Origin of the sequence: Paracidovorax valerianellae, from assembly GCF_900102625.1 — a bacterium.
Classification (GTDB): domain Bacteria; phylum Pseudomonadota; class Gammaproteobacteria; order Burkholderiales; family Burkholderiaceae_C; genus Paracidovorax; species Paracidovorax valerianellae.
This window is the reverse complement of sequence record NZ_FMZC01000001.1, coordinates 509,991-532,406: the sequence shown is the minus strand read 5'-3', so window position 1 is coordinate 532,406 and position 22,416 is coordinate 509,991. Positions and strand designations below refer to the sequence as shown.

At 65.4% G+C, this 22,416-nt stretch carries 24 protein-coding genes and 1 tRNA gene; 14 read left to right on the top strand and 11 right to left on the bottom strand.

Annotated features, from left to right (window positions below):
• The first annotated feature begins 44 nt into the window (after positions 1 to 44).
• Positions 45 to 641 (top strand): type 2 periplasmic-binding domain-containing protein, encoded by a 597-nt coding sequence (locus BLT03_RS02350; protein ID WP_092739874.1) that lies wholly within the window; start codon positions 45 to 47, stop codon positions 639 to 641.
• A 108-nt stretch (positions 642 to 749) separates the two neighbouring features.
• On the opposite strand, the gene BLT03_RS02345 is transcribed toward BLT03_RS02350, so the two are convergent.
• From BLT03_RS02345 to BLT03_RS02335, 3 genes are all read right to left on the bottom strand, one after another.
• A complete protein-coding gene (locus BLT03_RS02345) occupies positions 750 to 1,646 on the bottom strand; it encodes an alpha/beta hydrolase (RefSeq protein ID WP_245711195.1) in 897 nt (298 codons plus the stop codon).
• Positions 1,647 to 1,836: 190 nt separating this feature from the next.
• Complete coding sequence (locus BLT03_RS02340) at positions 1,837 to 2,169, bottom strand: DUF2322 family protein (RefSeq protein ID WP_092740102.1); 333 nt, start codon at positions 2,167 to 2,169, stop codon at positions 1,837 to 1,839.
• A gap of 168 nt (positions 2,170 to 2,337) precedes the next feature.
• The gene (locus tag BLT03_RS02335; RefSeq protein ID WP_092739870.1) at positions 2,338 to 4,149 is read right to left on the bottom strand and encodes a glutamine--tRNA ligase/YqeY domain fusion protein; all 1,812 of its coding nucleotides are present in this window, start codon (positions 4,147 to 4,149) and stop codon (positions 2,338 to 2,340) included.
• A gap of 168 nt (positions 4,150 to 4,317) precedes the next feature.
• Here BLT03_RS02335 and BLT03_RS02330 point away from each other — a divergent pair, with 168 nt between their 5' ends.
• From BLT03_RS02330 to BLT03_RS02305, 6 genes are all read left to right on the top strand, one after another.
• Positions 4,318 to 4,707, top strand: a complete 390-nt coding sequence (locus BLT03_RS02330; protein WP_092740100.1) for a hypothetical protein — start codon at positions 4,318 to 4,320, stop codon at positions 4,705 to 4,707.
• Between the two features lie 132 nt (positions 4,708 to 4,839).
• The gene (gene aroQ / locus BLT03_RS02325; protein WP_092739868.1) at positions 4,840 to 5,283 is read left to right on the top strand and encodes a type II 3-dehydroquinate dehydratase; all 444 of its coding nucleotides are present in this window, start codon (positions 4,840 to 4,842) and stop codon (positions 5,281 to 5,283) included.
• A 68-nt stretch (positions 5,284 to 5,351) separates the two neighbouring features.
• Positions 5,352 to 6,254 (top strand): alpha/beta fold hydrolase, encoded by a 903-nt coding sequence (locus BLT03_RS02320; RefSeq protein WP_245711194.1) that lies wholly within the window; start codon positions 5,352 to 5,354, stop codon positions 6,252 to 6,254.
• On the top strand, positions 6,251 to 6,670 hold the full coding sequence (gene arfB / locus BLT03_RS02315) for an alternative ribosome rescue aminoacyl-tRNA hydrolase ArfB (RefSeq protein ID WP_092739864.1): 420 nt from the start codon (positions 6,251 to 6,253) through the stop codon (positions 6,668 to 6,670). Before BLT03_RS02320 ends, arfB begins: the two co-directional genes overlap by 4 nt.
• Positions 6,671 to 6,802: 132 nt before the next feature.
• Entirely contained in the window at positions 6,803 to 7,498 is a 696-nt protein-coding gene (locus BLT03_RS02310) for an alpha/beta hydrolase (RefSeq protein ID WP_092739862.1), read from the top strand.
• 177 nt (positions 7,499 to 7,675) lie between these two features.
• Positions 7,676 to 8,563, top strand: coding sequence for a DUF3014 domain-containing protein (locus BLT03_RS02305; protein WP_092739860.1), 888 nt, complete (start codon positions 7,676 to 7,678; stop codon positions 8,561 to 8,563).
• Positions 8,564 to 8,700: 137 nt separating this feature from the next.
• Here the strand turns inward: BLT03_RS02305 and BLT03_RS02300 are convergent, their stop codons facing one another.
• From BLT03_RS02300 to BLT03_RS02275, 6 genes are all read right to left on the bottom strand, one after another.
• Complete coding sequence (locus BLT03_RS02300; protein WP_092739858.1) at positions 8,701 to 9,552, bottom strand: M90 family metallopeptidase; 852 nt, start codon at positions 9,550 to 9,552, stop codon at positions 8,701 to 8,703.
• Positions 9,553 to 9,605: 53 nt separating this feature from the next.
• Complete coding sequence (locus BLT03_RS02295) at positions 9,606 to 10,394, bottom strand: UDP-2,3-diacylglucosamine diphosphatase (protein ID WP_092739856.1); 789 nt, start codon at positions 10,392 to 10,394, stop codon at positions 9,606 to 9,608.
• A gap of 36 nt (positions 10,395 to 10,430) precedes the next feature.
• The gene (locus tag BLT03_RS02290; RefSeq protein ID WP_092739854.1) at positions 10,431 to 10,937 is read right to left on the bottom strand and encodes a peptidylprolyl isomerase; all 507 of its coding nucleotides are present in this window, start codon (positions 10,935 to 10,937) and stop codon (positions 10,431 to 10,433) included.
• A 47-nt stretch (positions 10,938 to 10,984) separates the two neighbouring features.
• Positions 10,985 to 11,569: a peptidylprolyl isomerase gene (locus BLT03_RS02285; protein ID WP_092739852.1), complete on the bottom strand. Its 585-nt coding sequence runs from the start codon at positions 11,567 to 11,569 to the stop codon at positions 10,985 to 10,987.
• Positions 11,566 to 12,852: a L,D-transpeptidase family protein gene (locus BLT03_RS02280; RefSeq protein ID WP_092739850.1), complete on the bottom strand. Its 1,287-nt coding sequence runs from the start codon at positions 12,850 to 12,852 to the stop codon at positions 11,566 to 11,568. Before BLT03_RS02280 ends, BLT03_RS02285 begins: the two co-directional genes overlap by 4 nt.
• A gap of 103 nt (positions 12,853 to 12,955) precedes the next feature.
• Positions 12,956 to 14,047: a L,D-transpeptidase Cds6 family protein gene (locus BLT03_RS02275; RefSeq protein ID WP_092739848.1), complete on the bottom strand. Its 1,092-nt coding sequence runs from the start codon at positions 14,045 to 14,047 to the stop codon at positions 12,956 to 12,958.
• A gap of 213 nt (positions 14,048 to 14,260) precedes the next feature.
• On the opposite strand from BLT03_RS02275, the gene cysS reads away from it, so the two are divergent.
• The 7 genes from cysS (at position 14,261) to BLT03_RS02240 (ending at position 20,596) form a co-directional block, all read left to right on the top strand.
• Entirely contained in the window at positions 14,261 to 15,640 is a 1,380-nt protein-coding gene (gene cysS, locus BLT03_RS02270; protein ID WP_092739846.1) for a cysteine--tRNA ligase, read from the top strand.
• A gap of 44 nt (positions 15,641 to 15,684) precedes the next feature.
• Positions 15,685 to 16,344, top strand: a complete 660-nt coding sequence (locus tag BLT03_RS02265) for a DNA-3-methyladenine glycosylase family protein (RefSeq protein WP_175537633.1) — start codon at positions 15,685 to 15,687, stop codon at positions 16,342 to 16,344.
• Positions 16,345 to 16,432: 88 nt separating this feature from the next.
• Complete coding sequence (locus tag BLT03_RS02260) at positions 16,433 to 17,410, top strand: acetyl-CoA carboxylase carboxyltransferase subunit alpha (RefSeq protein ID WP_092739844.1); 978 nt, start codon at positions 16,433 to 16,435, stop codon at positions 17,408 to 17,410.
• A 107-nt stretch (positions 17,411 to 17,517) separates the two neighbouring features.
• A complete protein-coding gene (gene tilS / locus BLT03_RS02255; protein ID WP_092739842.1) occupies positions 17,518 to 18,468 on the top strand; it encodes a tRNA lysidine(34) synthetase TilS in 951 nt (316 codons plus the stop codon).
• A 97-nt stretch (positions 18,469 to 18,565) separates the two neighbouring features.
• Entirely contained in the window at positions 18,566 to 19,834 is a 1,269-nt protein-coding gene (locus tag BLT03_RS02250) for an aspartate kinase (RefSeq protein ID WP_092739840.1), read from the top strand.
• A gap of 43 nt (positions 19,835 to 19,877) precedes the next feature.
• A tRNA-Ser gene (locus tag BLT03_RS02245) sits at positions 19,878 to 19,970 on the top strand.
• Between the two features lie 248 nt (positions 19,971 to 20,218).
• Positions 20,219 to 20,596 carry a hypothetical protein gene (locus BLT03_RS02240; RefSeq protein ID WP_092739838.1) on the top strand — a complete coding sequence of 126 codons (378 nt, stop codon included), beginning with the start codon at positions 20,219 to 20,221 and terminating at the stop codon, positions 20,594 to 20,596.
• A gap of 966 nt (positions 20,597 to 21,562) precedes the next feature.
• Here BLT03_RS02240 and BLT03_RS02230 read toward each other — a convergent pair.
• Together BLT03_RS02230 and BLT03_RS24375 are read right to left on the bottom strand one after the other, a co-directional pair.
• Positions 21,563 to 21,967: a hypothetical protein gene (locus BLT03_RS02230; RefSeq protein WP_175537632.1), complete on the bottom strand. Its 405-nt coding sequence runs from the start codon at positions 21,965 to 21,967 to the stop codon at positions 21,563 to 21,565.
• A 115-nt stretch (positions 21,968 to 22,082) separates the two neighbouring features.
• On the bottom strand, positions 22,083 to 22,235 hold the full coding sequence (locus tag BLT03_RS24375; protein WP_175537631.1) for a hypothetical protein: 153 nt from the start codon (positions 22,233 to 22,235) through the stop codon (positions 22,083 to 22,085).
• Positions 22,236 to 22,416 lie beyond the last annotated feature (181 nt).

The following is a 22,416-nucleotide window of genomic DNA, read 5'->3' as shown; positions in this document are numbered from 1 at the left end:
ATGACTGATCGGTGCGCCTTTGTCACAGCCCTAGCCCCGGGCTGATGCGGGAAAACTCTTTCATCATTCATCCATTCGTCATGAAAAATCGGACCTCCGAAAGCAGTTTGCACAAAGCGCTCAAGGTCGCTTTGCTCATCTTCCTGGTGCTTCTGGCGCTGATGGTGTTCAGTAACCGTGATCGCATGGACGTGTACGGTCGCCACTTTCGCGAGTCCTCACCGGCCGTGACACTGCGCTTGGCGGAGCTGTCTTCCACCATGGATGAAGCGGCGCTCAAACGGCACTTCGCGGATGTGCCGTTGCGGTGCGTGGCCGAAGCTTCAGGTCCGGGCGGCCTGGGCGACCGCGTCTGTTACGCCACCATCGGCGAAGCCGACGGCCATGCCGCGCTGACACTGGCCAATTTCTTTCGCGAAGGGCACCTGGTGCGCACGATGGTCCATGTGCCATGGTGGGTGCACGGCATCTGGATCGACCGTTTCAATGCGGCTTACGGCACGCCCCGGCAGGCAGGAAAGGTTTCCGTCTGGGGCGGCCCTGTGCTGCGCTGGAACATGTCCAACGGCTATGTCGATTTCAACCGTGACCGCAGTTTCAATCCGCTGGAGTGGAACGTGGTTTTATGGACCGCCCGTTGAGGCATTTGATGAACTGCGATCGCGCCTGATTTTTCTTCGATTCCCTTCGTTGGCCTGCCCTTCGGCTAATAAAGTGCGCGATCGCTCCCGAAGCGGCAACGCAGCAAATCACTGGGCCGGCGATTCCGCTTGAATGAACGCCGTCACATCGTCCAGCAGCGGCGCAATCCAACGCAGCGGCCATGCGAAAGCACCGATCAACGTGGTGTGACTGGCCCGCGGATATGACTTCAGCGTGACCGGCACGCCGGCGGCTTGCAGCTTGTGCGCGAGCTGCTGCGTGCTGCATTCGGGGCTGACCAGCTTGTCGTTGACCGGCGCGGCGAGAAAGGTGCGCGGCGCGGCCGCGTGCGCAAACTCGATGGGCTGGGCCTTGGGCGGGTAGTTGGGGTGGAAGAACACCGGTTGCGCATCCGGGTTCTCGGTCGGAAAGAAATCGTAGGGGCCTGCCAGTCCGATCCAGCCGGCCAGTTCGTTCGGTGCGTGGCCTGTCGGCTGTAGCCATCGCGGGTCGAGCGCGATCATGGCTGCGTTGTAGCCGCCAGCGCTGTGGCCCATGGCGTACACCCGTTTCGGGTTGCCGCCCCATTGCCCCGCGTGGTCGAGCGCATAGGCGACGGCCAGCGCGCTGTCGTTCAGGAACTCGGGGTAGCGTACGTCGGGGTAGAGCCGGTAGTCCGCCACCAGGGTGAGCACGCCCCGCGCTGCGAGGGCTTCGCCGACGAACAGGTAGTCGGCACGCTCGCCGCTGTTCCACGAGCCTCCATAGAAAAACACTGCCACCGGCCAGCCCGCCGCAGGCGCTGTGGCCTTGGGCTGGTAGACGTCCATCTGCTGGCGCGGCAAGGTGCCGTAGGCCACGCCGTTGTGCACGGTGTGGCTGCCTTTGGATGTGACTGCGTTGAGCGTGCCGACGGCGGAGCAGCCGCTCAGCCAGGCCGCCAGCGCCAGGATGCCGGTGGCTTTCCATGCCACGCGGGCCCAGGAACGGTAGGGGTGTCTCAATCGCGCCTCCAGTAAGCGGCCGGCCGATCGATCGATCAATCGATCCACCGGCGCAGATGCGAAAGGCATCTGCCGGCGGATTATGGGTTGGGGCCTGGTGTCGAGGCCGTCGGAGACCGCGCCGCCGTGGGGCGGGGATCGCAGCCTTTTTAAGCGGCGGGGTGCGGCGCCGGGCGGCTCTTGGCCCGTATCAGTTGCTCGCGTCGGATGCCAGGACGGGCTGTGCACGATAGCTGGCCGTGCCGCCAGCCCAGGCCACGAGGCGGTCGATGTTGGGGTGCTTGCCGGGATGCGCGTGCGCGTCCGCCGTGTGCTCTGCGTACCACTCCAGGCCCAGGCTGGCCGCTGCGGGCGTGATGCTTCCACCGTAGAGGGTGGCCAACGCGCTGTAGACGGCAAGCGATCCGGCCTGGCCGGGCTTGTTTTCCAGCGTGGCGATGGTTTGCCCGTCAGCGCTCTGCAGGTGCAGCGCGGCAAGGTGGGCAACGGATGGTAGTTGCTGGAGGCGGGCGGAAAAGTTCATGAAAGCGATATCAATGAAAATGGCATCCAGCGCAATATCCATCAGCGCTGGATGCTATTGAATCAGGAGTAACGTTGGTTGCTTGGGGGAAGTGAAGGTTCGCGTGGAGCCTCCACGGTGGTGGCCCAAGCCCGGAGCGGTGCAGGCCGCCCGCTCCGAGGCCCGAGGTCACTTGCCCCAGGAGTCCTTCAAGCCCACGGCCAGGTTGAACACCGGTTTGCCGGCCGCGTGGTCCTTGCCGTCCGCGACGAAGTAGCCGTGGCGCTCGAACTGGAACTTGTCGTCCGGCTTCGCGTTCGCCAACGATGGCTCCACGATGGCCGTCACCACTTTGAGGCTGTCGGGGTTCAGCAGCGTCAGGAAGTCTTTGCCGCCGGCATCGGGCTGTGCATCGGTGAACAGGCGGTCGTACATGCGCACTTCGGCCTGCACGCCATCGGCCACGCCGATCCAGGTGATGGCCGCTTTCACCTTCACGGTGTCCGCGCCCGGGGTGCCGCTCTTGGTGTCGGGCACGACGGTGGCGAGCACTTCGGTGATGGTGCCGCTGGCGTCCTTGTTGCAGCCGGTGCATTCGATCACGTAGCCGCCCTTCAGTCGCACCTTGTTGCCGGGGAACAGGCGCTTGTAGCCCTTGGGCGCGACTTCTTCGAAGTCTTCGCGCTCGATCCAGACTTCCTTGCCGATGGTGAAGTGGCGCACCGGCGATTCAACGCCCTCGGGCGGGTGGGGCAGGGCGGGCAGGGTGCAGGGCTCCAAGTGGCCGGCGCCCATCACTTCGTCCCAGTTGGTCAGCACCAGCTTGACGGGGTTGAGCACGGCCATGCCGCGGTGGGCCTTGGTTTCCAGGTCTTCGCGCAGGCAGCCTTCCAGCGTGCTGTAGTCGATCCAGCTGTAGTCCTTGGTCACGCCGATGCGGTCGCAGAACAGGCGGATCGATGCGGGCGTGTAGCCGCGGCGACGCAGGCCGACGATGGTGGGCATGCGGGGGTCGTCCCAGCCTTGCACGATGCCGTTGTCCACCAGGTGCTTGAGCTTGCGCTTGCTGGTGATCACGTAGGTGAGGTTCAGGCGCGCGAATTCGTACTGGCGCGGCTGCGGCGCGGCGATGAGGCCGCCTTCGACCAGGCGGTCCATGAGCCAGTCGTAGAAGGGGCGCTGGTCTTCGAATTCCAGCGTGCAGATGCTGTGGGTGATGTGCTCCAGCGCGTCCTCGATGGGGTGCGCGAAGGTGTACATGGGGTAGATGCACCACTGGTTGCCGGTGTTGTGGTGCTCGGCATGCTTGATGCGGTAGATGGCCGGATCGCGCAGGTTGATGTTGGGCGAGGCCATGTCGATCTTGGCTCGCAGCACGGCGGCGCCGTCGGGCAGCTTGCCTTCGCGCATCTCGCGAAAGCGCGCCAGGTTTTCAGCGACGGTGCGGCTGCGGAAGGGGCTGTTGACGCCGGGCTTGCCGAAGTCGCCACGGTTGGCGCGCATTTCATCGGGGGTCTGCTCGTCCACGTAGGCGAAGCCGGTTTCGATCAGGTACTCGGCCGCGCGGTACATGAAGTCGAAGTAGTTGCTGGCGTAGTAGAGGTGGTCGGTGCCGTCGCTGCTGGCCTTCCAGTCGAAGCCGAGCCAGTGGACCGCGTCGATGATGGCGTCGACGTATTCCTGGTCTTCTTTTTCAGGGTTGGTGTCGTCGAAGCGCAAATGGCACACGCCGTCGTAGTCGGCCGCCAGCCCGAAATTCAGGCAGATGCTCTTGGCGTGCCCGACGTGCAGGTAGCCGTTGGGCTCGGGGGGAAAGCGCGTGCGGATCTTGGCCGGGTCGGGCTGTCCGGCCGCGTGGTGGGCCGCATCGCCGGGCGTGCCGCCCCAGCGGGCCTGGGCGTGGGTGCCCTTGGCGAGATCGCTCTCGATGATCTGGCGAAGAAAGTTGCTGGGCTTGGCCGCGGCGTTGGAGGAGGTGTCGATGGGGGCTGGGGAACTCATGGCGGCATTCTAGGCGGCGGTGCCCCATGCGTTACGGCGTGAAACACGGCGCGCTACGTCCGGAAACAACATCGGGGGTCATTTGTGCCATCCTTTCGGTCATGTGATGCGTTGAGCATCCACGGGGGCCTCGCCGATGGCGGCGGTGCCCAATCAAAGGAGATTTCCATGACACACAGCCGTTCACTCTCTGCCATGGCCGCCACAGCCGGCGTGGCGCTCGCCCTGCTGGCGGGCACAGGTGCCGCCCAGGCACGCGACATTTCCTGGTCCGTGGGCATCGGGGCCCCCGGGGTAGCGGTCGGTGTGGGCGGAGGCGGCTACCCGGTCGTGGTGGCCCCGCCCGCTTATTACCCACCCCCCCGTCCCGTGTACTACGGCCCCCCACCCGTGGTCTATGCCCCGCCCCCTGTCTATTACGCACCACCTCCCCGCCCGGTGTACTACGCACCACCGCCTCCGGTGGTCGTGGCCCCCTACGGTTACTACGGTGGCGGACGCCACTGGCACGGCCGGGGCCATGGCTACGGGCGTGACCGCGGTTACTACGAGCGCTGAACCTTTCCGCAGTGCTGGAGCGCACACCAGAACAACGGCCCTACGGGGCCGTTTTCTTTTGGGGGCCGCTTGCATAATTCAGCCGTCTGCGTTCGCCGCCCATGGCGACGCCTCGCCTGGAGTGTTGGCCCCGTGAAAACCGTTTTTGTCCTCAATGGCCCCAATTTGAATCTGCTCGGCACGCGCGAGCCTTCGGTGTACGGCGTGCAAACGCTGGCTGATGTCGAGACCATGTGTGCCCAAGCGTGCGATCGCCACGGCTTCGCGCTGCAGTTCCGCCAGAGCAACCATGAGGGCGAACTGGTGGACTGGGTCCACGAGGCAGGCCGGCTGCATGCTGCCGGCGAACTCGCCGGTCTGGTGCTGAACGCCGCGGCCTACACCCACACCAGTGTGGCCCTGCTGGACGCCGTGAAGGGCACGGGCGTGCCCCTGGTGGAACTTCACATCAGCAACGTGCATGCGCGCGAGCCGTTTCGCCACCATTCCTACCTGTCCAGCGCCGCGCGGGCGGTGATGTGCGGCTTCGGCGTGCAGGGCTATGTGCTGGCGATCGACGGACTGGCCGGGTGGTGAGCGAGTCCATGTCTGCTGGTGGTGGAATAGCTGGGATCGATGGGGTGGATCGGATGAAGAGCGCCGGCATGCCGGGCGCATCGAATGCCCCTGTCGAGGTGCAGCGGCTGCAGGCCCAGGCGACGCGCCACGCCACCCCTTGCGGAGACGGCGACTTGGTCTGGCACACCTGGGGCGAACCGTCTCCGGATCAGCCACCGCTGGTGCTGCTGCACGGCGGCAGCGGCAGCTGGACCCATTGGGTGCGCAACATCGAAGACCTGGTGGCCGCAGGCCGGCAGGTGTGGATACCCGACCTGCCGGGTTTCGGCGATTCGGCCCTGCCGCCGGTCGGTGCCGATGCCGACGCGCTGGTCGAGCCCTTGTATGAAGGCATGCGCGCGCTGTGGGGCCCGCAGCCGTGCGATCTGGTGGGCTTCTCGTTCGGCGGCATGGTGGCTGGGCTTTTGCTGGCCGATCATCCTGAATTGGCCCGCCAACTGGTAGTGGTGGGGGCACCGGCCATGGGCGTGGTACCGCACCGCCAGTTCGAACTGAAAGCCTGGCGCCACTTGCCTGCGGACCAGCAACCGGACGTGCACCGCCACAACCTGGCCGTGCTGATGCTGCAGGACCCGTCGCTCATCGAAGGACTGGCGCTCGGCCTGCATGTGGCCAACGTCATGCGCGACCGCATGCCGCGGCGCCGGCTGGCGCACACCGACATCCTCGCGCGTTCACTGCCCAAGGTGGCGTGTCCGGTGCATGCCATCTATGGCCGAAACGATGCGCTGTACAAGCGATGGATCGTGGAGCTGGAAGCGGCGTTCAAGGCCGTGGTGCCGGACTTTCGCGGCCTGGCCTTCATTCCCGAAGCGGGCCATTGGGTGCAGTTCGAGCAGCCCTGGCCGTTCATGGCGGCTTTGCTGGCAGCGCTTGAAGACGGAGCCCGGCCCTCGCAAGCAGGGCCAGCGGGGCAGGCGGCGCGATGAACGCCCAATCAGCGCCGACGGTGCCGCAGGTAGACGAGCGCGAGGTGGAGATCACCGCCATGCGGGCGCAAGGCGCGGGCGGCCAGAACGTCAACAAGGTGTCGAGCGCGGTTCATCTGCGGTTCGACATCGCGGCGTCTTCCTTGCCTGACGGGGTGAAGGAGCGGCTGCTCGCCCTGCGCGACAGCCGTATCACGCAAGAAGGCGTGCTGGTCATCAAGGCACAGCAGTACCGCAGCCAGGAAGCCAACCGGCTCGACGGCCTTGCGCGCTTGCAGGCGCTGGTGGCCAGCGTGGCGCAGCCCCCGCGTGTCCGCCGCGCCACCCGGCCGACCTACGGCTCCAAGCAGCGTCGGCTGGAATCCAAGAGCGTGCGGTCCGGCATCAAGGCGCTGCGCGGGCCGGTGCGGGACTGATCCGTTGGAGCGGGCCGGCAGGTCTGGTGAAGGCGAGGGGCAAACCCGGCGCAGGATGGGGGTGAACTCCCGCACCATGCGACACTCCAAACCGCTTCGCAACTCTGCAGAAATGCCTTCTGACGCCTATCGATGCTTGATCTGCCGCTCCCATTTTTGAACCGTCCCGCCGCGTCCCAGACCGCCTCTCCCTGGCTGCTCGTGCTCATGCACGGCGTAGGCAGCAACGAGGGCGATCTCTTCGGTCTGGCACCGCATGTCCCCCCGCAATTCCACGTCATCAGCCTGCGCGCGCCGCACACCATGGGCCCGAACGCGCATGCGTGGTTTGAGTTTTCCGTGCTGCCCGATGGAAGCCGGTCCATTCACGAAACGCAGGAAGCCGCCAGTCGCTCGCTGGTCGCGCTCACCGTGGAGGCAGCGGCCGCGCAGCTGGGCGTGCCGCCGGAGCGGGTGGTGCTGGGCGGTTTCAGCCAGGGCGGCATCATGGCGCTGTCGATGCTGCTCACGCGGCCCGAACTGCTGCATGCCGCCATGGTGTGGCACAGCCGGCTGCTGCCCCAGGCCCTGCCTTTTTCGGCCTCGGCCGAGGCCCTGAGCGGCAAGCCGCTGTGGGTGAGCCACGGCGTGCAGGACAACGTGATTCCCCTCGCCAGCGCCCATGCGATCCGGGACCATGCCCAGGGGCTTTCGCTGGACCTGACCTACCGTGAATACCCCGGCGCGCACGAGATCCGCCCCGCGGAGTTGGCCGACGCCATGGCTTGGCTCGGCGCTCTGAAGCCCGCGCCCCACACCGCGCCCAAAGCCGTCCCTTTGCACGGCTGAACCGGCCGACGACGCGGTTGCCCGTACCCGATGGGCGGGCATCCGTCATCGGGCAACTCCGTTATCCCATGCCGTCACACGGCGTTACGGCACTGCAGAGCCCATGGTTTCCAATCGACGGACCACTGCGGCCCATGCCGCAGATGGGTTCTCGAAACCAACGACAAGGATGAGTTGATGCCCGAACGTGAGACGGTGGAATTGCGGCCCGCGCAGGAGGCTTCGCGCGCCTGGATTCCGGTGGTGCTGATCGCGGGTGCGCTGGGCGCTGGCGCCGCGTGGTGGTTCTGGGGGCGCGCGGCCTCCGAGCCGACCCCCTTGCCGCCGGTGGCCGGCCAGGCAGCGTCCGAGCCCGCTTCGGCTCCGGCCTCCGCCGCGTCTGGCCCTCTCCATCCGATGGAGGCCGTGCAGCCGGCGGATGCGTCGCTGCCCTCGATGGCGGAGTCGGACCGCAGCATCGCGGATGCGGTCACGGGATGGGTGGGCGCGGAGTCCGTCGCGTCCCTGCTGCGCATCGATGGGTTCGTTCAGCGTGCGGTGGCCACGGTGGACAACCTCCCGCGCCAGAGCGCTCCCGCCCGGATGTGGCCGGTGCAGCCGGCGTCGCAGCGTTTTCTGGTGGATGGAGAGGGCAGCGACAACGAGACGATTGCCGCCGCCAACCCGGCCCGCTACCGCGCTTTCGTCATGCTGGCCGAAGCCATTCCGCAAGACCAGGCCGTCGCGCTGTATGCCCGGCTCTACCCGCTATTTCAGCAGGCGTATGAAGAGCTGGGCTTTCCACGCCGCTACTTCAACGACCGGCTGGTGGCCGCGCTGGACCACCTGCTGCAGGCGCCCGAGCCGGCTGGCCCGGTCCGCGTGCAGCTCACCAAGGTGACCGGCGAGGTGCCTTCGACGCGCCCCTGGGTGCGGTACGAATTCGCGGAGCCGAAACTGCAGGCCCTGTCGAGCGGCCAGAAAATCCTGGTGCGCATGGGCGTGGAGAACGAGCGGCGGATGAAGACCGTGCTGTCCGAGTTGCGCCAGCGGGTCGCCACGGGCGAGATGGCGCGCAAGCCCTGAGCGGCGTTGACCCTACCGGATCGGCTCCCATAGCGCGACCTTTGTCGGGCAGTGGGCAGCGGGCAACGGGAGCCGACGACTCAAGCCGCCTTTTGTTGAGAATGATTTGCTATTAAAAATATAGCAACGAAGGCATATTAAACGTCGGCAGGAAGCCGATTCGGCTCCAACCATTCGCGGTGAAAGAACGCATCCAGCGCCGGCATCAGTGAGGGAAACTCGCTCGCGAACGTTTCCAGGTCCACGAAGTACGCCTCGCACGCCACCGCGAAGAATTCCGCTGGGGCGGTTGCTCCATAGGCGTCCAGCCACGGCCATTCGCCGCCAAAACGTTCGGCGATGATCACCCGCTCGCGAAACGCGTCGTAGGCCGGCTGCCATGCGGCGCGCCAGGCCTGGCGTGCGGCCTGGGCGCTGGGCGCTCCCAGAAACCCCGAGGGCAGCGGCGGAAAGCCGTCGGCGGCGCCGTTGTGCATGTCCAGCTTGTGCACGAACTCGTGGATGACCACGCTCATGCCCCGGTCGGTGCCGCGACCGGCGCTGTCCACGGCCGGCCAGCTCAGCATGACCGGGCCCTGGTGCATCGCCTCGCCCAGCAGCACCTCGGTGTAGTCGTGCACCACGCCCGCCGCGTCGGTGGACTGACGGCGTGCGACGGCCTCGCCGGGGTGCACCACGATGCCCACGAAATCGCCGTACCAGTCGAGGGCCTGCGCCGGCGGGCCCCAGTGCAGCAGCGGCAGGCAGGCCTGCGCCGCGATGGCGACCGCCATGGCATCGGTCACCACCAGGCCGTGGGCGCCGGTGAATTCCTTGCGCTGCAGGAAGAGGGCGCTCAGGGCCCGGAGCTTGGCCTGGTCGTGCAGGGGCAGGGCGGACAGAAAAGGATAGCGCTGCAGCGTCTGCAGCCAGAGCGTGGCGGAGATCTCCGGCACGGGGGCGACGGCCGCGCGCACGCGGTGCCAGAGTTTGTTCCAGAGAGCAGGCATGAAACGAGCGGAAGGCCTGCTTGCGCACTCCCGGCCAAAAAATGAGATGCCGTCTACATGGGGACGGCGCTGAGCCGTTCCAAGCCCCGCCCGGGCGACAGGCGCAGCACCTCGGCGCGCGGTGGGTGGGCGGCAGCGTCCCAGTCGCTCAGCACCACGCGCTGCAGGCCAGTGCCGAGCGCATGCACGGCCGGGCGGTGGGTGTGGCCGTGCACCAGCGTGTGGGCGCCGGCGGCCCGAAGCCACGCTTGCGTCGCGGGGCCGTCCAGGTCGGCATAGGTGGCATCGCCCGCCTGCTTGCGCGCCTCGCTCTGCTCGCGAATGCCGCGCGCCTGTTCGCGCCGCACGGCCAGCGGCTGGGACAGGAATCGCTGCTGCCATTCGGCGCTGCGCGCCTGCAGACGAAAGCGCTGGTAGTCCACGTCGTCCAGGCACAGCAGGTCACCGTGGCTCAGCACCGTGCGCTCGCCGGCAAATTCCAGCACCGTGGGATCGTGCAGGCCCGTCATTCCGCACTCGGCCAGAAAGCGGCTCCCGATGAGGAAGTCGCGGTTGCCGTGCATGAAGAAGACCGGGCGGCGGCGCGCCGCTTCGCGCAGCACGGCGCAGCACTCGGCCTCGAACGCGCCGTCGGCATCGCCCGTGCAGTCATCGCCCACCCACACTTCGAACAGATCGCCGAGGATGAAGACCGCGCTGGCCTCGGTGCTCTGCAGGTAGCGGCGCCATGCCTCGAAAGTGGCGGGCTCGCTGGCCTGCAGATGCAGGTCTGAAATGAATTCGACCGTGCGCCAGTCCGAAGGAGCGGCAAGCTCCTCGAACCGGGGCACGGTCGTGGTCACGGGCGAGCGGTGGTGGGTGCGCCGCGGTCGCCGCGATTAAAGCGCGACGGCCTTCTCGATGATGACGTCTTCCTTCGGCACGTCGTCATGGAAGCCCTTGCGGCCGGTCTTCACGGCCTTGATGGCATCGACCACTTCGGTGCCCTTGACCACCTTGCCGAACACGGCGTAGCCCCAGCCCTGAGCGGAAGGCGCGGTGTGGTTCAGAAAGCCGTTGTCCGCCACATTGATGAAGAACTGGGCCGTGGCCGAGTGCGGGTCGCTCGTGCGGGCCATCGCCACGGTGTAGTTTGCGTTCTTCAGGCCATTGTTGGCTTCGTTCTCGATCGGGGCTTCGGTGCCCTTTTGGGTCATGCCGGGCTCGAAGCCGCCGCCCTGGACCATGAAGCCGGGGATCACGCGATGGAAGATCGTGTTGTCGTAGTGGCCCTTCTTCACGTAGGCGAGGAAGTTCTCGGTTGACTTGGGCGCCTTTTCAGCGTCGAGTTCGAGGGTGATGACGCCGTGGCCGGCGATGTGCAGTTCGACTTGGGGGTTGCTCATGGGAATGGATTCCTTGGGGTCTGTCGGGAGAGGCGCCGTGGCTGGGCTTACTTGACCACGGTGGCGGAGTTGATGAGCACGGGCGTGGTGGGCACGTTCTGGTGCATGCCCTTGTTGCCCGTGGACACGGCCTTGATCTTGTCGACCACGTCGTTGCCCGAGATCACCTTGCCGAACACGGCGTAGCCGTTGCCTTCGGAGGTGGCGTTGAGCATGGCGTTGTCCTTCACGTTGATGAAGAACTGCGAAGTGGCCGAGTCCGGGTTGCCGGTGCGGGCCATGGCAATGGTGTAGTTGTCGTTCTTGAGGCCGTTGTTGGCCTCCAGGGCGATCGGTGGCTTGGTGGGCTTTTGCTGCATGTCGGGCGTGAAACCGCCGCCCTGGATCATGAAGCCGTTGATCACGCGGTGAAAGACCGTGCCGTCGTAGTGCTTGTCCTTCACATAGGACAGGAAGTTGTCCACCGTCTTGGGGGCCTTGGCGGGGTCGAGCTGGACCACGATGTCGCCCATCGACGTGGCCAGTTTCACCTTGGGGGCGGCCGCATCCTGCGCCTGAGCGGGTGCTACTGAAACGATAGCTGCCAGCGCAATGCTGGCAAGCGCCAGGGTCGAATTTCTTCTGGAAATCATCCAATCACTCCTTCGAAAAATATCTGCCATTGATTGCCCTTGCGCGTCCAGTATTGGCGCTTGACGGGGCCGGTGCGTGCACCTTCGATGACTTCGCCGAACGTTACCACCATGGTGTCGGAGGCATCCGTCCAACGCAGCAGGGTCTTGTCCTTGAGCTGGATCGGCCGGCCGCGCAGCGCGCGCGTTTCGGCACTCAGTTGCTTGGAAAACTCCTGGAGCGGCATCTTGCCGTAGCTCTGGAACGTCGGCGCGTAAAACCCCATCAGCCGCTGCAGATCGCCTTGCGACTTGGCCGTGCGCCAGGCATCGAGCACCGCGTCGAACGCCTTGCGGTCGGCCTGCACGGCGTGTGGCTGCACCCACTGCAGTTGCCGGGCGATGACCACGGGCGTGGAGCGCGGCTCCACCGTGCGCAAGATGCGCTCCAGGTCGGGGTTGGCGAGGGCCAGGCAGCCGTCGGTGGCCAGCGGCGCGCGCGAGAACTGGTCCGGCGGCGTGCCGTGCAGCCAGATGCCGCTGCCCGTCTTGCCGCGGCTCTGGTCCAGCGGATTCGGATAGTTGATGGGCAGGGCGCCCGCGCCGTAGAAGTCCTTGAGCGTCGCGGGATCGAGGCGGCTCGTGATGAAGTAAACGCCCAGGGGGGTGCGCTGGTCGCCTTCGATCAGCTTTTCGATGCCGAGCTTGCCCACCGAGGCGTAGTAGTCAGCCACCAGTTCCAGCCCGTTCGGCGTGTTCTCGAACAGATACAGCCGCGAGCGCGATGCGTCCACCGCGATGGCATGGCGTGAGCGCAGTGACAACTCGATGAACTGGGCCGGAATGCTGCGCACCTGGGGGCGCACGCGCAGCGCATCGGTGCGCTGGCGCGACTCGGCTCGCAGCTCGGCCAGGATGTCGGCGGCCTCTTGCGGCGGCGTTGAATCGCCCTGGCCGGCGGGCACGTCGCCCATCTGGCGCAGCGGCCGCGTGCGGGCGGAGAGCAGATCGCCCAGCGCCAGTTGGGCGAGCTGAAAGTTGGGATGGTCGCGCACCAGGCTCTCGGCCTTGGTCAGCGCTTCGCGGCCTTTGCCTTCGCCGGTCAGGCGGTACACCTCCATAAGGCGCTTTTCGGCCTGGCCATCGACGAGCGGGGTGGGCCGCACCGGCGCCGTGCGCGCGTTCTTGCCGACGGCACGCAGCTTGTCGCCCTGCGCATGGGCCGGCAGCGCAGCCGCCGCCAGCAGCGACAGCGCCATGCCCGCCGCAATGCCGCGGCTCCAGGGGGAACGTCCCGCAGGCATCCGGGGCGTCAAGCGAGTGCGATTGCGGCGCGGCGCGCCTGCAGAGGGCAAGGGGACATCCCGGTCGCGAAAGCGATAGGCCGCATCACCGAACAGGCCGCCATCAACCGCCGGTGGCTTCGCGAACGATGGCCCACTGGCCGCCGGTGTTGACCAGGTCCAGGGTCTTGCGGCTGTTCACGCTGTAGCTGCCGGAGCTGTAGCCCTGGCGAAAGCGTGCCTGGGCCTTGCTGCCGTTCACCGATACGCGCAGATCGCTCACGCTGACGTTGATCTTGGCGCGGCCGACGATGCGGTCGCGGCGCTCTTTTTCCCACGCGGCGTGGCTTTGCTTGCCGTTGGGGGCGTAATTCTTGTCGTAGGCGGCCAGGTAGGCGTTCATGTCCTGGCTTTCCCAGGCCTTGGCCCAGGCGTGCACTGCTGCGGACACGTCTTTTTCGGCGGTAGCGCTGGAGGTGCTGGAGCCGGTCGTCGCGGCAGCCGGCGCAGGCGCGGGCGTTGGAGCAGGTGCTGGTGCGGCCGCCACGGGAGGCGCGGCCGGGGTCGGCGCTGGCGAAGGTGCGGGAGACGGAGCGGCGGTGACCGGAGCCGGGGCGGGCGCGGGGCGGGGTGCTGCGGCGGCCACGGGCGTGGCGGCGGCGGCTGGGGCCTTCGCGGTCGAGGCCTTGGGGTCGGTGGAGAACAGGTCGCGGATCAGGGCCAGCTTGGGCTTGACCGAATTGGCATGCGTGGCATCCAGTTGCAGCGCCTTGTTATAGGCCTGGCTGGCCAGCTTGGCGTAGATGTCGCCCAGGTTTTCATGCGCGGTGGCATAGCTGGGGTTGGTGCGGATCGCCATCTCGAGCGCGGTGCGCGCCTTGTCCAGCTGGTTCTGGTTGGCGTACAGCACGGCCAGGTTGTTGTAGGGCTCGGGCAGCTCGGGATAGTCTTCGGTGAGCTTGGTGAAGGTCGCGACCGCTTCAGTCTGCTTGCCCGAATCCGCCTGGGCCACGCCGCGCAGGAAGCGCAATTGCGGGTCGCGCGGGTTGGCGGTGAGGCGCTGGTCGGCCTTGGCCAGCGCGTCGGCGGGCTTGCCGGCCTTCAGCAATTGGGTGATGTCGGCGTAGTCGTCCGCATGGGCCAGCGGGGCACCCAGCAAGGCCGACAGGGCAATCAGGCGCAGGAGATGGGCAACGGTGCGTTGTGGGTGCTTCATGGGCGGACGGAGTGGTTGGAGGTGTCAAGCCGTAACGGGGGCTTATACTGCGGCGGATTGTAGCTGAGGGGTTTGTCATGCCGGTACGCTGTTGCCGCTCCTGATTTTGCTGGTGCGCACCGCCGCGCACAGCCCTTCCGAGAGGCTCCCGCCTCTTTGCGCAGCCCCTGCCCGGGCGCCGGCTGCACCACCCATCCCCTTGACTGACCTTCCATGAGTTTGCGTATCTACAACACGCTGTCGCGTGCGCTGGAGCCTTTTTCCCCGCTGGAACCCGGACATGTGCGCATGTATGTCTGCGGCATGACGATCTACGACCTGTGTCACATCGGGCACGCCCGGATGATGATGGCCTTCGACGTCGTGCAGCGCTGGCTCAAGAGCAGCGGCCTGCGCGTGACTTATGTGCGCAACATCACCGACATCGACGACAAGATCATCCGGCGTGCGGTCGAGCGCGGCATCACCATCCGCGAACTGACCGACGAGATGATCGTGGCCATGCACCAGGACATCGGCGCGCTGGGCATCGAATCGCCGTCCATCGAACCGCGTGCCACCGAATACGTGCCGCAGATGCTCGCGCTGATCGGCGCGCTCGAAGACAAGGGCCTGGCTTACCGCGCCAGCGGCGGCGATGTGAACTACGCAGTGCGCAAGTTCGCGGGCTATGGAAAGCTGTCCGGCAAGTCGCTCGATGAGCTGCGCGCCGGCGAGCGCGTGGCGGTGGCCGACGGCAAGGACGACCCGCTCGACTTCGTGCTGTGGAAATCTGCCAAGCCCGAAGAACCGCCCGAGGCCAAGTGGGAAAGCCCCTTCGGCACCGGCCGCCCCGGCTGGCACATCGAGTGCTCGGCCATGAGCTGCGCGACCCTTGGCGAGAGCTTTGACATCCACGGCGGCGGCGCCGACCTGCAGTTTCCGCACCACGAAAACGAGATCGCCCAGAGCGAAGGCGCCACCGGCCAGCCCCTGGCGCGCTTTTGGGTGCACAACGGTTTCGTGCGCGTGGACAACGAGAAGATGAGCAAGTCGCTCGGCAACTTCTTCACCATCCGCGACGTGCTGGCCAAGTACGACGCCGAAACGGTGCGCTTCTTCATCGTGCGCGCCCATTACCGCAGTGCCCTCAATTACAGCGACGCGCATCTGGACGACGCCCGCGCCGCGCTCAAGCGCCTGTACACGGCCCTGAGCCTGGTCGCGCCGCAGCCGGTGACCGAAATCGACTGGAACGACCCCTATGCCGCCCGCTTCAAAGCTGCAATGGACGAGGACTTTGGCACGCCCGAAGCCGTCGCCGTGCTGTTCGATCTGGCGGGCGAGGTCAACCGCACGCAGTCTTCGCAGACCGCCGGGCTGCTCAAGGCGCTGGCGGGTTGCCTGGGCCTGTTGCAGGGCGATCCGCAGGCTTTTCTGAAAGCCGGCGCCACGCTCGACGAGGCCGCCATTCAGGCGCAGATCGCTGCGCGCGCCGCCGCCAAGGCCGCCAAGGACTTCGCCGAGGCCGACCGCATCCGCAAAGCCTTGCTGGAACAAGGCATCGTCCTCAAGGATTCCGCGACGGGAACCACCTGGGAGGCTTCGCAGTGAGCAGGTTTGGGTTGAATTGGCCTCTGGCGCAGATGGGATAAGCGGTGGCAGCTACGAAAAAGATAGCGGGCGATGCGCCCGAGCTGATCGCGCCCGCGTACTGGGCCGAGGCGTGCAAGCACCTCGTCAAGAAAGACCGCGTCATGAAGCGGCTCATCCCCGAACTGGGCGATGTGGCGTTGCGCCAGCGCGGCGACGCCTTCACCACCTTGGCGCGCAGCATCGTCGGCCAGCAGGTGTCGGTGGCCTCCGCGCAGAAGGTGTGGGACCGCTTTGCAGCGCTGCCCCGCACCATGACGCCGGCCAGCGTGCTCAAGCTCAAGGTGGACGACATGCGCGGCGCGGGCCTGTCCGCCCGCAAGGTGGACTATCTGGTCGATCTGGCGCTGCATTTCGACAGCGGCAAGCTGCACGTGAAGGACTGGGACGCGATGGACGACGAAGCCATCACGGACGAGCTGATCGCCATCCGTGGCATCGGCCGCTGGACGGCGGACATGTTCCTCATCTTCCACCTGGCCCGCCCTAACGTGCTGCCGCTGGATGACACCACACTGATCCAGGGCATCAGCCAGCACTATTTCTCGGGCGATCCCGTGAGCCGCAGCGATGTCCGCGAAGTGGCCGAGGCCTGGAAGCCCTGGTGCAGCGTGGCGAGTTGGTATATTTGGCGGTCGCTCGCCCCGTTGCCGGTGGACTATTGACGCCCTCGCGGGAGGACGCGGCAACCGATGCTGCGTCCGTGCCCGTGGAGCTGGCCTGAACAGGGCGAGGAGCCCAAGGAGAATTACGTTGGCGAAAAAAACCTTTCTGGATTTCGAGCAGCCGATTGCCGAGCTCGAGGGAAAAATCGAAGAACTGCGCTACGTGCAGACCGAAAGCGCGGTCGATATTTCGGAAGAAATCGACCAGCTCAGCAAGAAGAGCCACCAGCTCACCAAGGACATCTACAGCGATCTGTCGCCCTGGCAGATCACCAAGATCGCCCGCCACCCCGAGCGCCCCTACACGCTCGACTATGTGCGCGACATCTTTACCGACTTCGTCGAGCTGCACGGCGACCGCCACTTCGCCGATGACCTGTCCATCGTGGGCGGGCTGGCCCGCTTCAATGGACACGCCTGCATGGTGCTGGGCCACCAGAAGGGCCGCGACACGAAGGAGCGCGCCGCGCGCAATTTCGGCATGAGCCGCCCCGAGGGCTACCGCAAGGCCCTGCGACTCATGAAGACCGCCGAGAAGTTCAAGCTGCCCGTGTTCACCTTCGTGGACACGCCCGGCGCCTATCCCGGCATCGACGCCGAAGAGCGCGGCCAGTCCGAAGCCATCGGCCGCAACATCTTCGAGATGGCGCAGCTGGAAGTGCCCATCATCACCACGGTGATCGGCGAGGGCGGCTCTGGTGGAGCGCTGGCCATCAGCGTGGCCGATCAGGTCGTCATGCTGCAGTACTCCATCTACTCGGTCATCAGCCCCGAAGGCTGCGCGTCCATCCTCTGGAAGACCAGCGACAAGGCGCAGGATGCCGCCGACGCCATGGGCATCACGGCGCATCGCCTGAAGGCCCTGGGCCTCGTGGACAAGATCGTGAGCGAGCCCGTGGGCGGCGCCCACCGCGACCACAAGCAGATGGCCGCGTTCCTCAAGCGCGCCCTGGGCGATGCGTTCCGCCAACTGGCCGACCTGAAGACCAAAGAACTGCTCGACCGCCGCTATGAGCGCCTGCAGAGCTATGGCCGCTTCACCGACACCAAGGCCGAAACGCGTTGAATCTCCGGTTCGGCAGCGACCCGCTGCCGGCGTGAACCCTGCGGCCCTTCGGGGCCGTTTTCATTGGTGAGAGCCGCTACACGCTCTTAAAGGAACAGGCCCTTTGCATGACGCAGTCCTTCGATGCCGCCATGGACGCTTTCGCGCCGGCCCTGCCGCTGTCGGTGGCTTTCAGTGGCGGGGCCGATTCCACCGCGCTGCTGCTGGCCTGCGCGGCCCGGTGGCCTGGCCAGGTGCATGCCTTTCATGTGCACCACGGCTTGCAGGCTGCGGCCGACGACTTCGAGCGCCATTGCGCCGCGCTGTGCCTGCGCCTGGCGGTGCCGCTGCACGTGGCGCGGGTGGATGCCCGCCACGCGGCGGGACAAAGCCCGGAAGATGCGGCACGCCGCACACGGTATGAGGCTTTTTCGACCCTGGCGCAATCAACACGCCGGCACATTGCTATAAAAACAATAGCATTGGCCCAGCATGCGGACGATCAGGTCGAAACCCTGCTGCTGGCACTGTCGCGGGGTGCCGGGGTGCCGGGCCTGGCGTCCATGCCGATGCATTGGCAGCGTGACGGCTTGGCTTGGCATCGCCCCTTGCTGCGCGTGGCGGGCGCGGAGGTGCGCGCCTGGCTGATCGACCGCGGCGAGTCCTGGGTGGAAGACCCCACCAACGGCGACGAACGCTACACGCGCAATCGCATCCGCCACCGCCTGCTGCCGGCGCTCGACGCCGCATTTCCCCAGTTTCGCGACACCTTCGCCCGCAGCGCCGAGCATGCGGCGCAGGCCGACGAACTCCTTCATGAGCTGGCCGAAGCCGATCTCGCGGCCGTCGGCGTGCCGCCTCGCCTGGCGGCGCTGCAGACGCTGAGCCGTGCCCGGCAGGCGAACGTGTTGCGCCACTGGCTACGGACGGCACACGCCACCACGCCGGCAGCGGCGCAGCTCGCAGAGCTTCTGGACCAGATCGCAGCGTGCACCACGCGCGGGCACCGCATCCGCATCAAGGTCGGCCGCGGCTTCGCGGTGCGCGAGGCCCAGGTGCTCGGTTGGTACAATTCCTAGGTTTTGGTCCCCATCCCTGCACGAACAACGGCGGCGCGCCAGAACAACTTTCTCCCTTCCTCAGCGCCGGCTTTCGTTTCGTCATTCCAGATATCCAATGGCACTGATCGTTCATAAATACGGCGGCACGTCGATGGGCTCCACGGAGCGCATCCGCAACGTCGCCAAGCGCGTGGCCAAGTGGGCGCGGGCCGGCCACCAGATGGTCGTGGTACCCAGCGCCATGAGTGGCGAAACCAATCGTCTGCTCGGGCTGGCCAAAGACCTGGCCCCTTCGCGTGCCACCGATGCGTACCACCGTGAACTCGACATGCTGGCCTCCACCGGCGAGCAGGCGTCCTCCGCGCTGCTGGCGATCGCGCTGCAGTCCGAAGGCATGGAATCGGTGAGCTACGCCGGCTGGCAGGTGCCGATCCGTACCAACAGCGCCTATACCAAGGCTCGCATCGAATCCATCGACGACCAGCGCGTGCGTGCCGATCTGTCCGCCGGCAAGGTCGTGATCGTCACGGGCTTTCAGGGCATCGACGAACACGGCCACATCACCACGCTGGGCCGCGGCGGCTCCGACACCTCGGCCGTCGCCGTGGCTGCCGCCATGAAGGCCGCCGAATGCCTGATCTACACCGACGTGGACGGCGTGTACACCACCGATCCGCGCGTCGTGCAGGAAGCGCGGCGCCTGGCGACCGTCAGCTTCGAAGAGATGCTCGAGATGGCCAGCCTGGGCAGCAAGGTGCTCCAGATCCGCTCGGTGGAGTTCGCCGGCAAATACAAGGTGCCATTGCGCGTGCTGTCCAGCTTCACGCCGTGGGACATCGATATCAATGAAGAAGCCCGCTCCGGCACGCTGATCACTTTTGAGGAAGACGAAAAAATGGAACAAGCCGTTGTATCCGGCATCGCATTCAACCGCGACGAGGCCAAGATCTCCGTGCTGGGCGTGCCCGACAAGCCCGGCATCGCCTACCAGATTCTGGGCGCCGTGGCCGATGCGAACATCGACGTCGATGTGATCATCCAGAACCTCAGCAAGGACGGCAAGACGGACTTCAGTTTCACCGTGAACCGCTCGGACTACGCGCGCACCGTGGACCTGCTCAAGGAAAAGGTCGTACCTGCGCTGGGTGCCCAGGAAGTCGTCGGTGACGCCAAGATCTGCAAGGTGAGCATCGTCGGCATCGGCATGCGCAGCCATGTGGGCGTGGCCGCCAAGATGTTCCGCGTCCTGAGCGAAGAGGGCATCAACATCCAGATGATCTCGACCTCGGAAATCAAGACCTCCGTCGTGATCGACGAGAAGTACGTGGAGCTGGCCGTGCGCACTCTGCACAAGGCGTTCGAACTGGACCAGCCACCGGCCTGAACGAGGAAAAAGCGCCTTTAATCTGAGGCATAATAGCGGGATTGGAAACGTGACCGAGTGGCCGAAGGTGCTCCCCTGCTAAGGGAGTATGGGGTGTAGAGCCTCATCGAGGGTTCGAATCCCTCCGTTTCCGCCAGAGCAAGAAAAAGCACCCGAAACCGGGTGCTTTTTTTTCGCCTGCACGAACTCGGAAATTTGATGTCAGCGATTCCCAGTTCGGTCGTTGGCCCTCGCAAATTGACCTGAATCAATCCAATTGCCGCGATTGCGCGCCGTCTGACAGCTTTGCAATCCTCGGGATGGCGCTACCGCGTGAAGGGCGTCCTTACAACGGAACTGCAGCAGGCATTCCGCTTGCGAGCACGACCTGAAGAGGAGCTTCTCATGAACCCGACCACGACCCACACTTCGCAAACCGCACCGGACTCCGATCTCGCGGAACAGGCACGTCCCGGCCACGGCGTCCCATCCCAAGACCCCGCGCCTGCAGCGCAATATGCCCTGTCTCGAGAAGAGGCGGAGCGCGAATCCAATTCTTCCCTGATGGGTGGCGGTTTCATGGCGGGGGCTGCCGCGGGTGCGGCCGTAGGTGCGGCAGTGGCCGGGCCTGTCGGCGTGTTTGTCGGCAGCACTGTTGGCGCCGTCGCTGGTACCTTTGGCGGCGCCGCTGCCGGGAAATTGGTAGAGCCAGCACGTACCGAGGAGGACGCAGAAGCTGCGCCGGTGTCTGAGAAAACTGTCAATAGTTTGCCGGCGCGATGAGCCGTCAAGCGTGTCGATCCTTTTGTAGACCACCAGCCATAAAAAAAGGCAGGGTGAATGTGTCCAACGCGCGCGCGCCAACCACAAACGCCTTTGCCGCGAGTGGACACGGCATCGACCAAGACCCCGCCACCTGGCCAGGCGACGCGATGATAGTTCGGGGGATGTGATACAGCCTGTGAGATGCGGTAAGTGCGACCAGCGCATGTCAATTCGCGATCAATTGACGGCATCTTCTGCAGCGTCGTGACGTTCTGATGTGCTCACTTTGCACGCCGCAGCAAGGAATACAGTTCAGAAAAAGGCAGTTTCGCCGATGTTGCGTGCCGTTGATAAATGCGCTCCTTTGTCTGACAGGGCTTGCAGCCCTGTGTGCCTAACTTTCAGGAAGCACTTACCCATCAAACGAGGTTCATAATGAAACAGGTCGGCAACCCCCAGACTCCAGCGGCGACACAAACTGGAGCCCATGAGTCAGCTAGCAAACGGGACGAAAAACGAATTCTCTGGATCGCCTTGTGTGGCGTGGCCATCGTGGTCGCCGCCGTCGTTTTCTTCAACGTCAGAGGGCCCGACATGCCAACATCCCCAGGGCAGGGCAGCAATACGCCTTCAATGCAGCAGGGAGCCAATCAGACCGGCGGGCCGTCAGGCGACCCGACAACGCAAGGATCTGCACCTCAGCGTTCCGACACGCCAACACCGCAGGGCCGGGAAGCGATGGGTGCGCCCGTTGGAGCAGCCCCTTCTGCCGAATCGGCCGCGTCGAGGTAGCCACAACAGAAATGCCCATCAACGGCTTGAAAAGTATGTGAGAGAGGAGTCTGCCGCGTGGCTGCGGCAGGCTTCTCACGGCTACCTCTTAAAGCACGGGGCTTGAGAGAAGGGGCTGAGAGAAGTGAGAAGCGCGGGTGCGGGTAAAAAATAGACGCGGCTCTTGCGCTGGGCCGCGTCACGAATGAATTGCTAGGGAGCAGATGGCAGATACAGCGATGCTGCGTCGGTGGCGAGTGCGTTCAATCGCCCATCTCCCCCCAGTCGAAAATGCGCACCCGTCGTGTTGGCGATGGCGACATAGGCTGCAAAGCAATGGGCGGGAAGGGTGATCATGCCGATCGCATCGCCGGAAACGATATCGAACGCAGGGGGAGGCGGATCGGCGTCCAAAGTGAATCCGATGAGCAACATCGTGCCGTGGACACCCACTTTTCCGCCGGTGATCTCGATGCAGCCGACGGCGTTTTCCACCGTGTAGTCGTTGGTGGAGTAGGGCGCCTGTCCCGACAGCGCGACCACACGTACGCCGCGAGCCTTCACGACGCTGTAATCGGCCCAATCGGTCGATAGGTTCAAAGGTGTGAACTGTTGCATGAGGCCGCGGTGTCGCGCGCTCCTTGCTGGGTAGTTTTCCATGGGCTGGTGAATGGTTTTGCTTAAACGTGTGGAGCCCGCCGCGAGCTCCCCTTGGGTGAAAAGGAAGTGGCGATCAACGTTCGTTTTTTTGAGGCTGGGGCTTTGTGAAGCCGTTGGCGTCTGACGTTGCACTGGCGTCCAGCACTGAATTAATTGCACCTTCCATCGGCAAGAAAGCGCGTCGGCGCTGGGTGAATTGGTTTTTTTGGACGTTGTTGTTATGCATGGCTTATCTCCTCGTCTTGTGGGTCACAAACAGAAGCACCTTTGACCTTTTGGGTGCCTCGGAAGGTTGCGCTTTCACCACGTACTGAGGCGTAGGAGAACCCTGACTAGAGAGTCAGGCAGCGTTGCTTTGGTGTAACGAAGTGCGGTTTTCGTGACGTATGGTTAATTCTTTACGGATT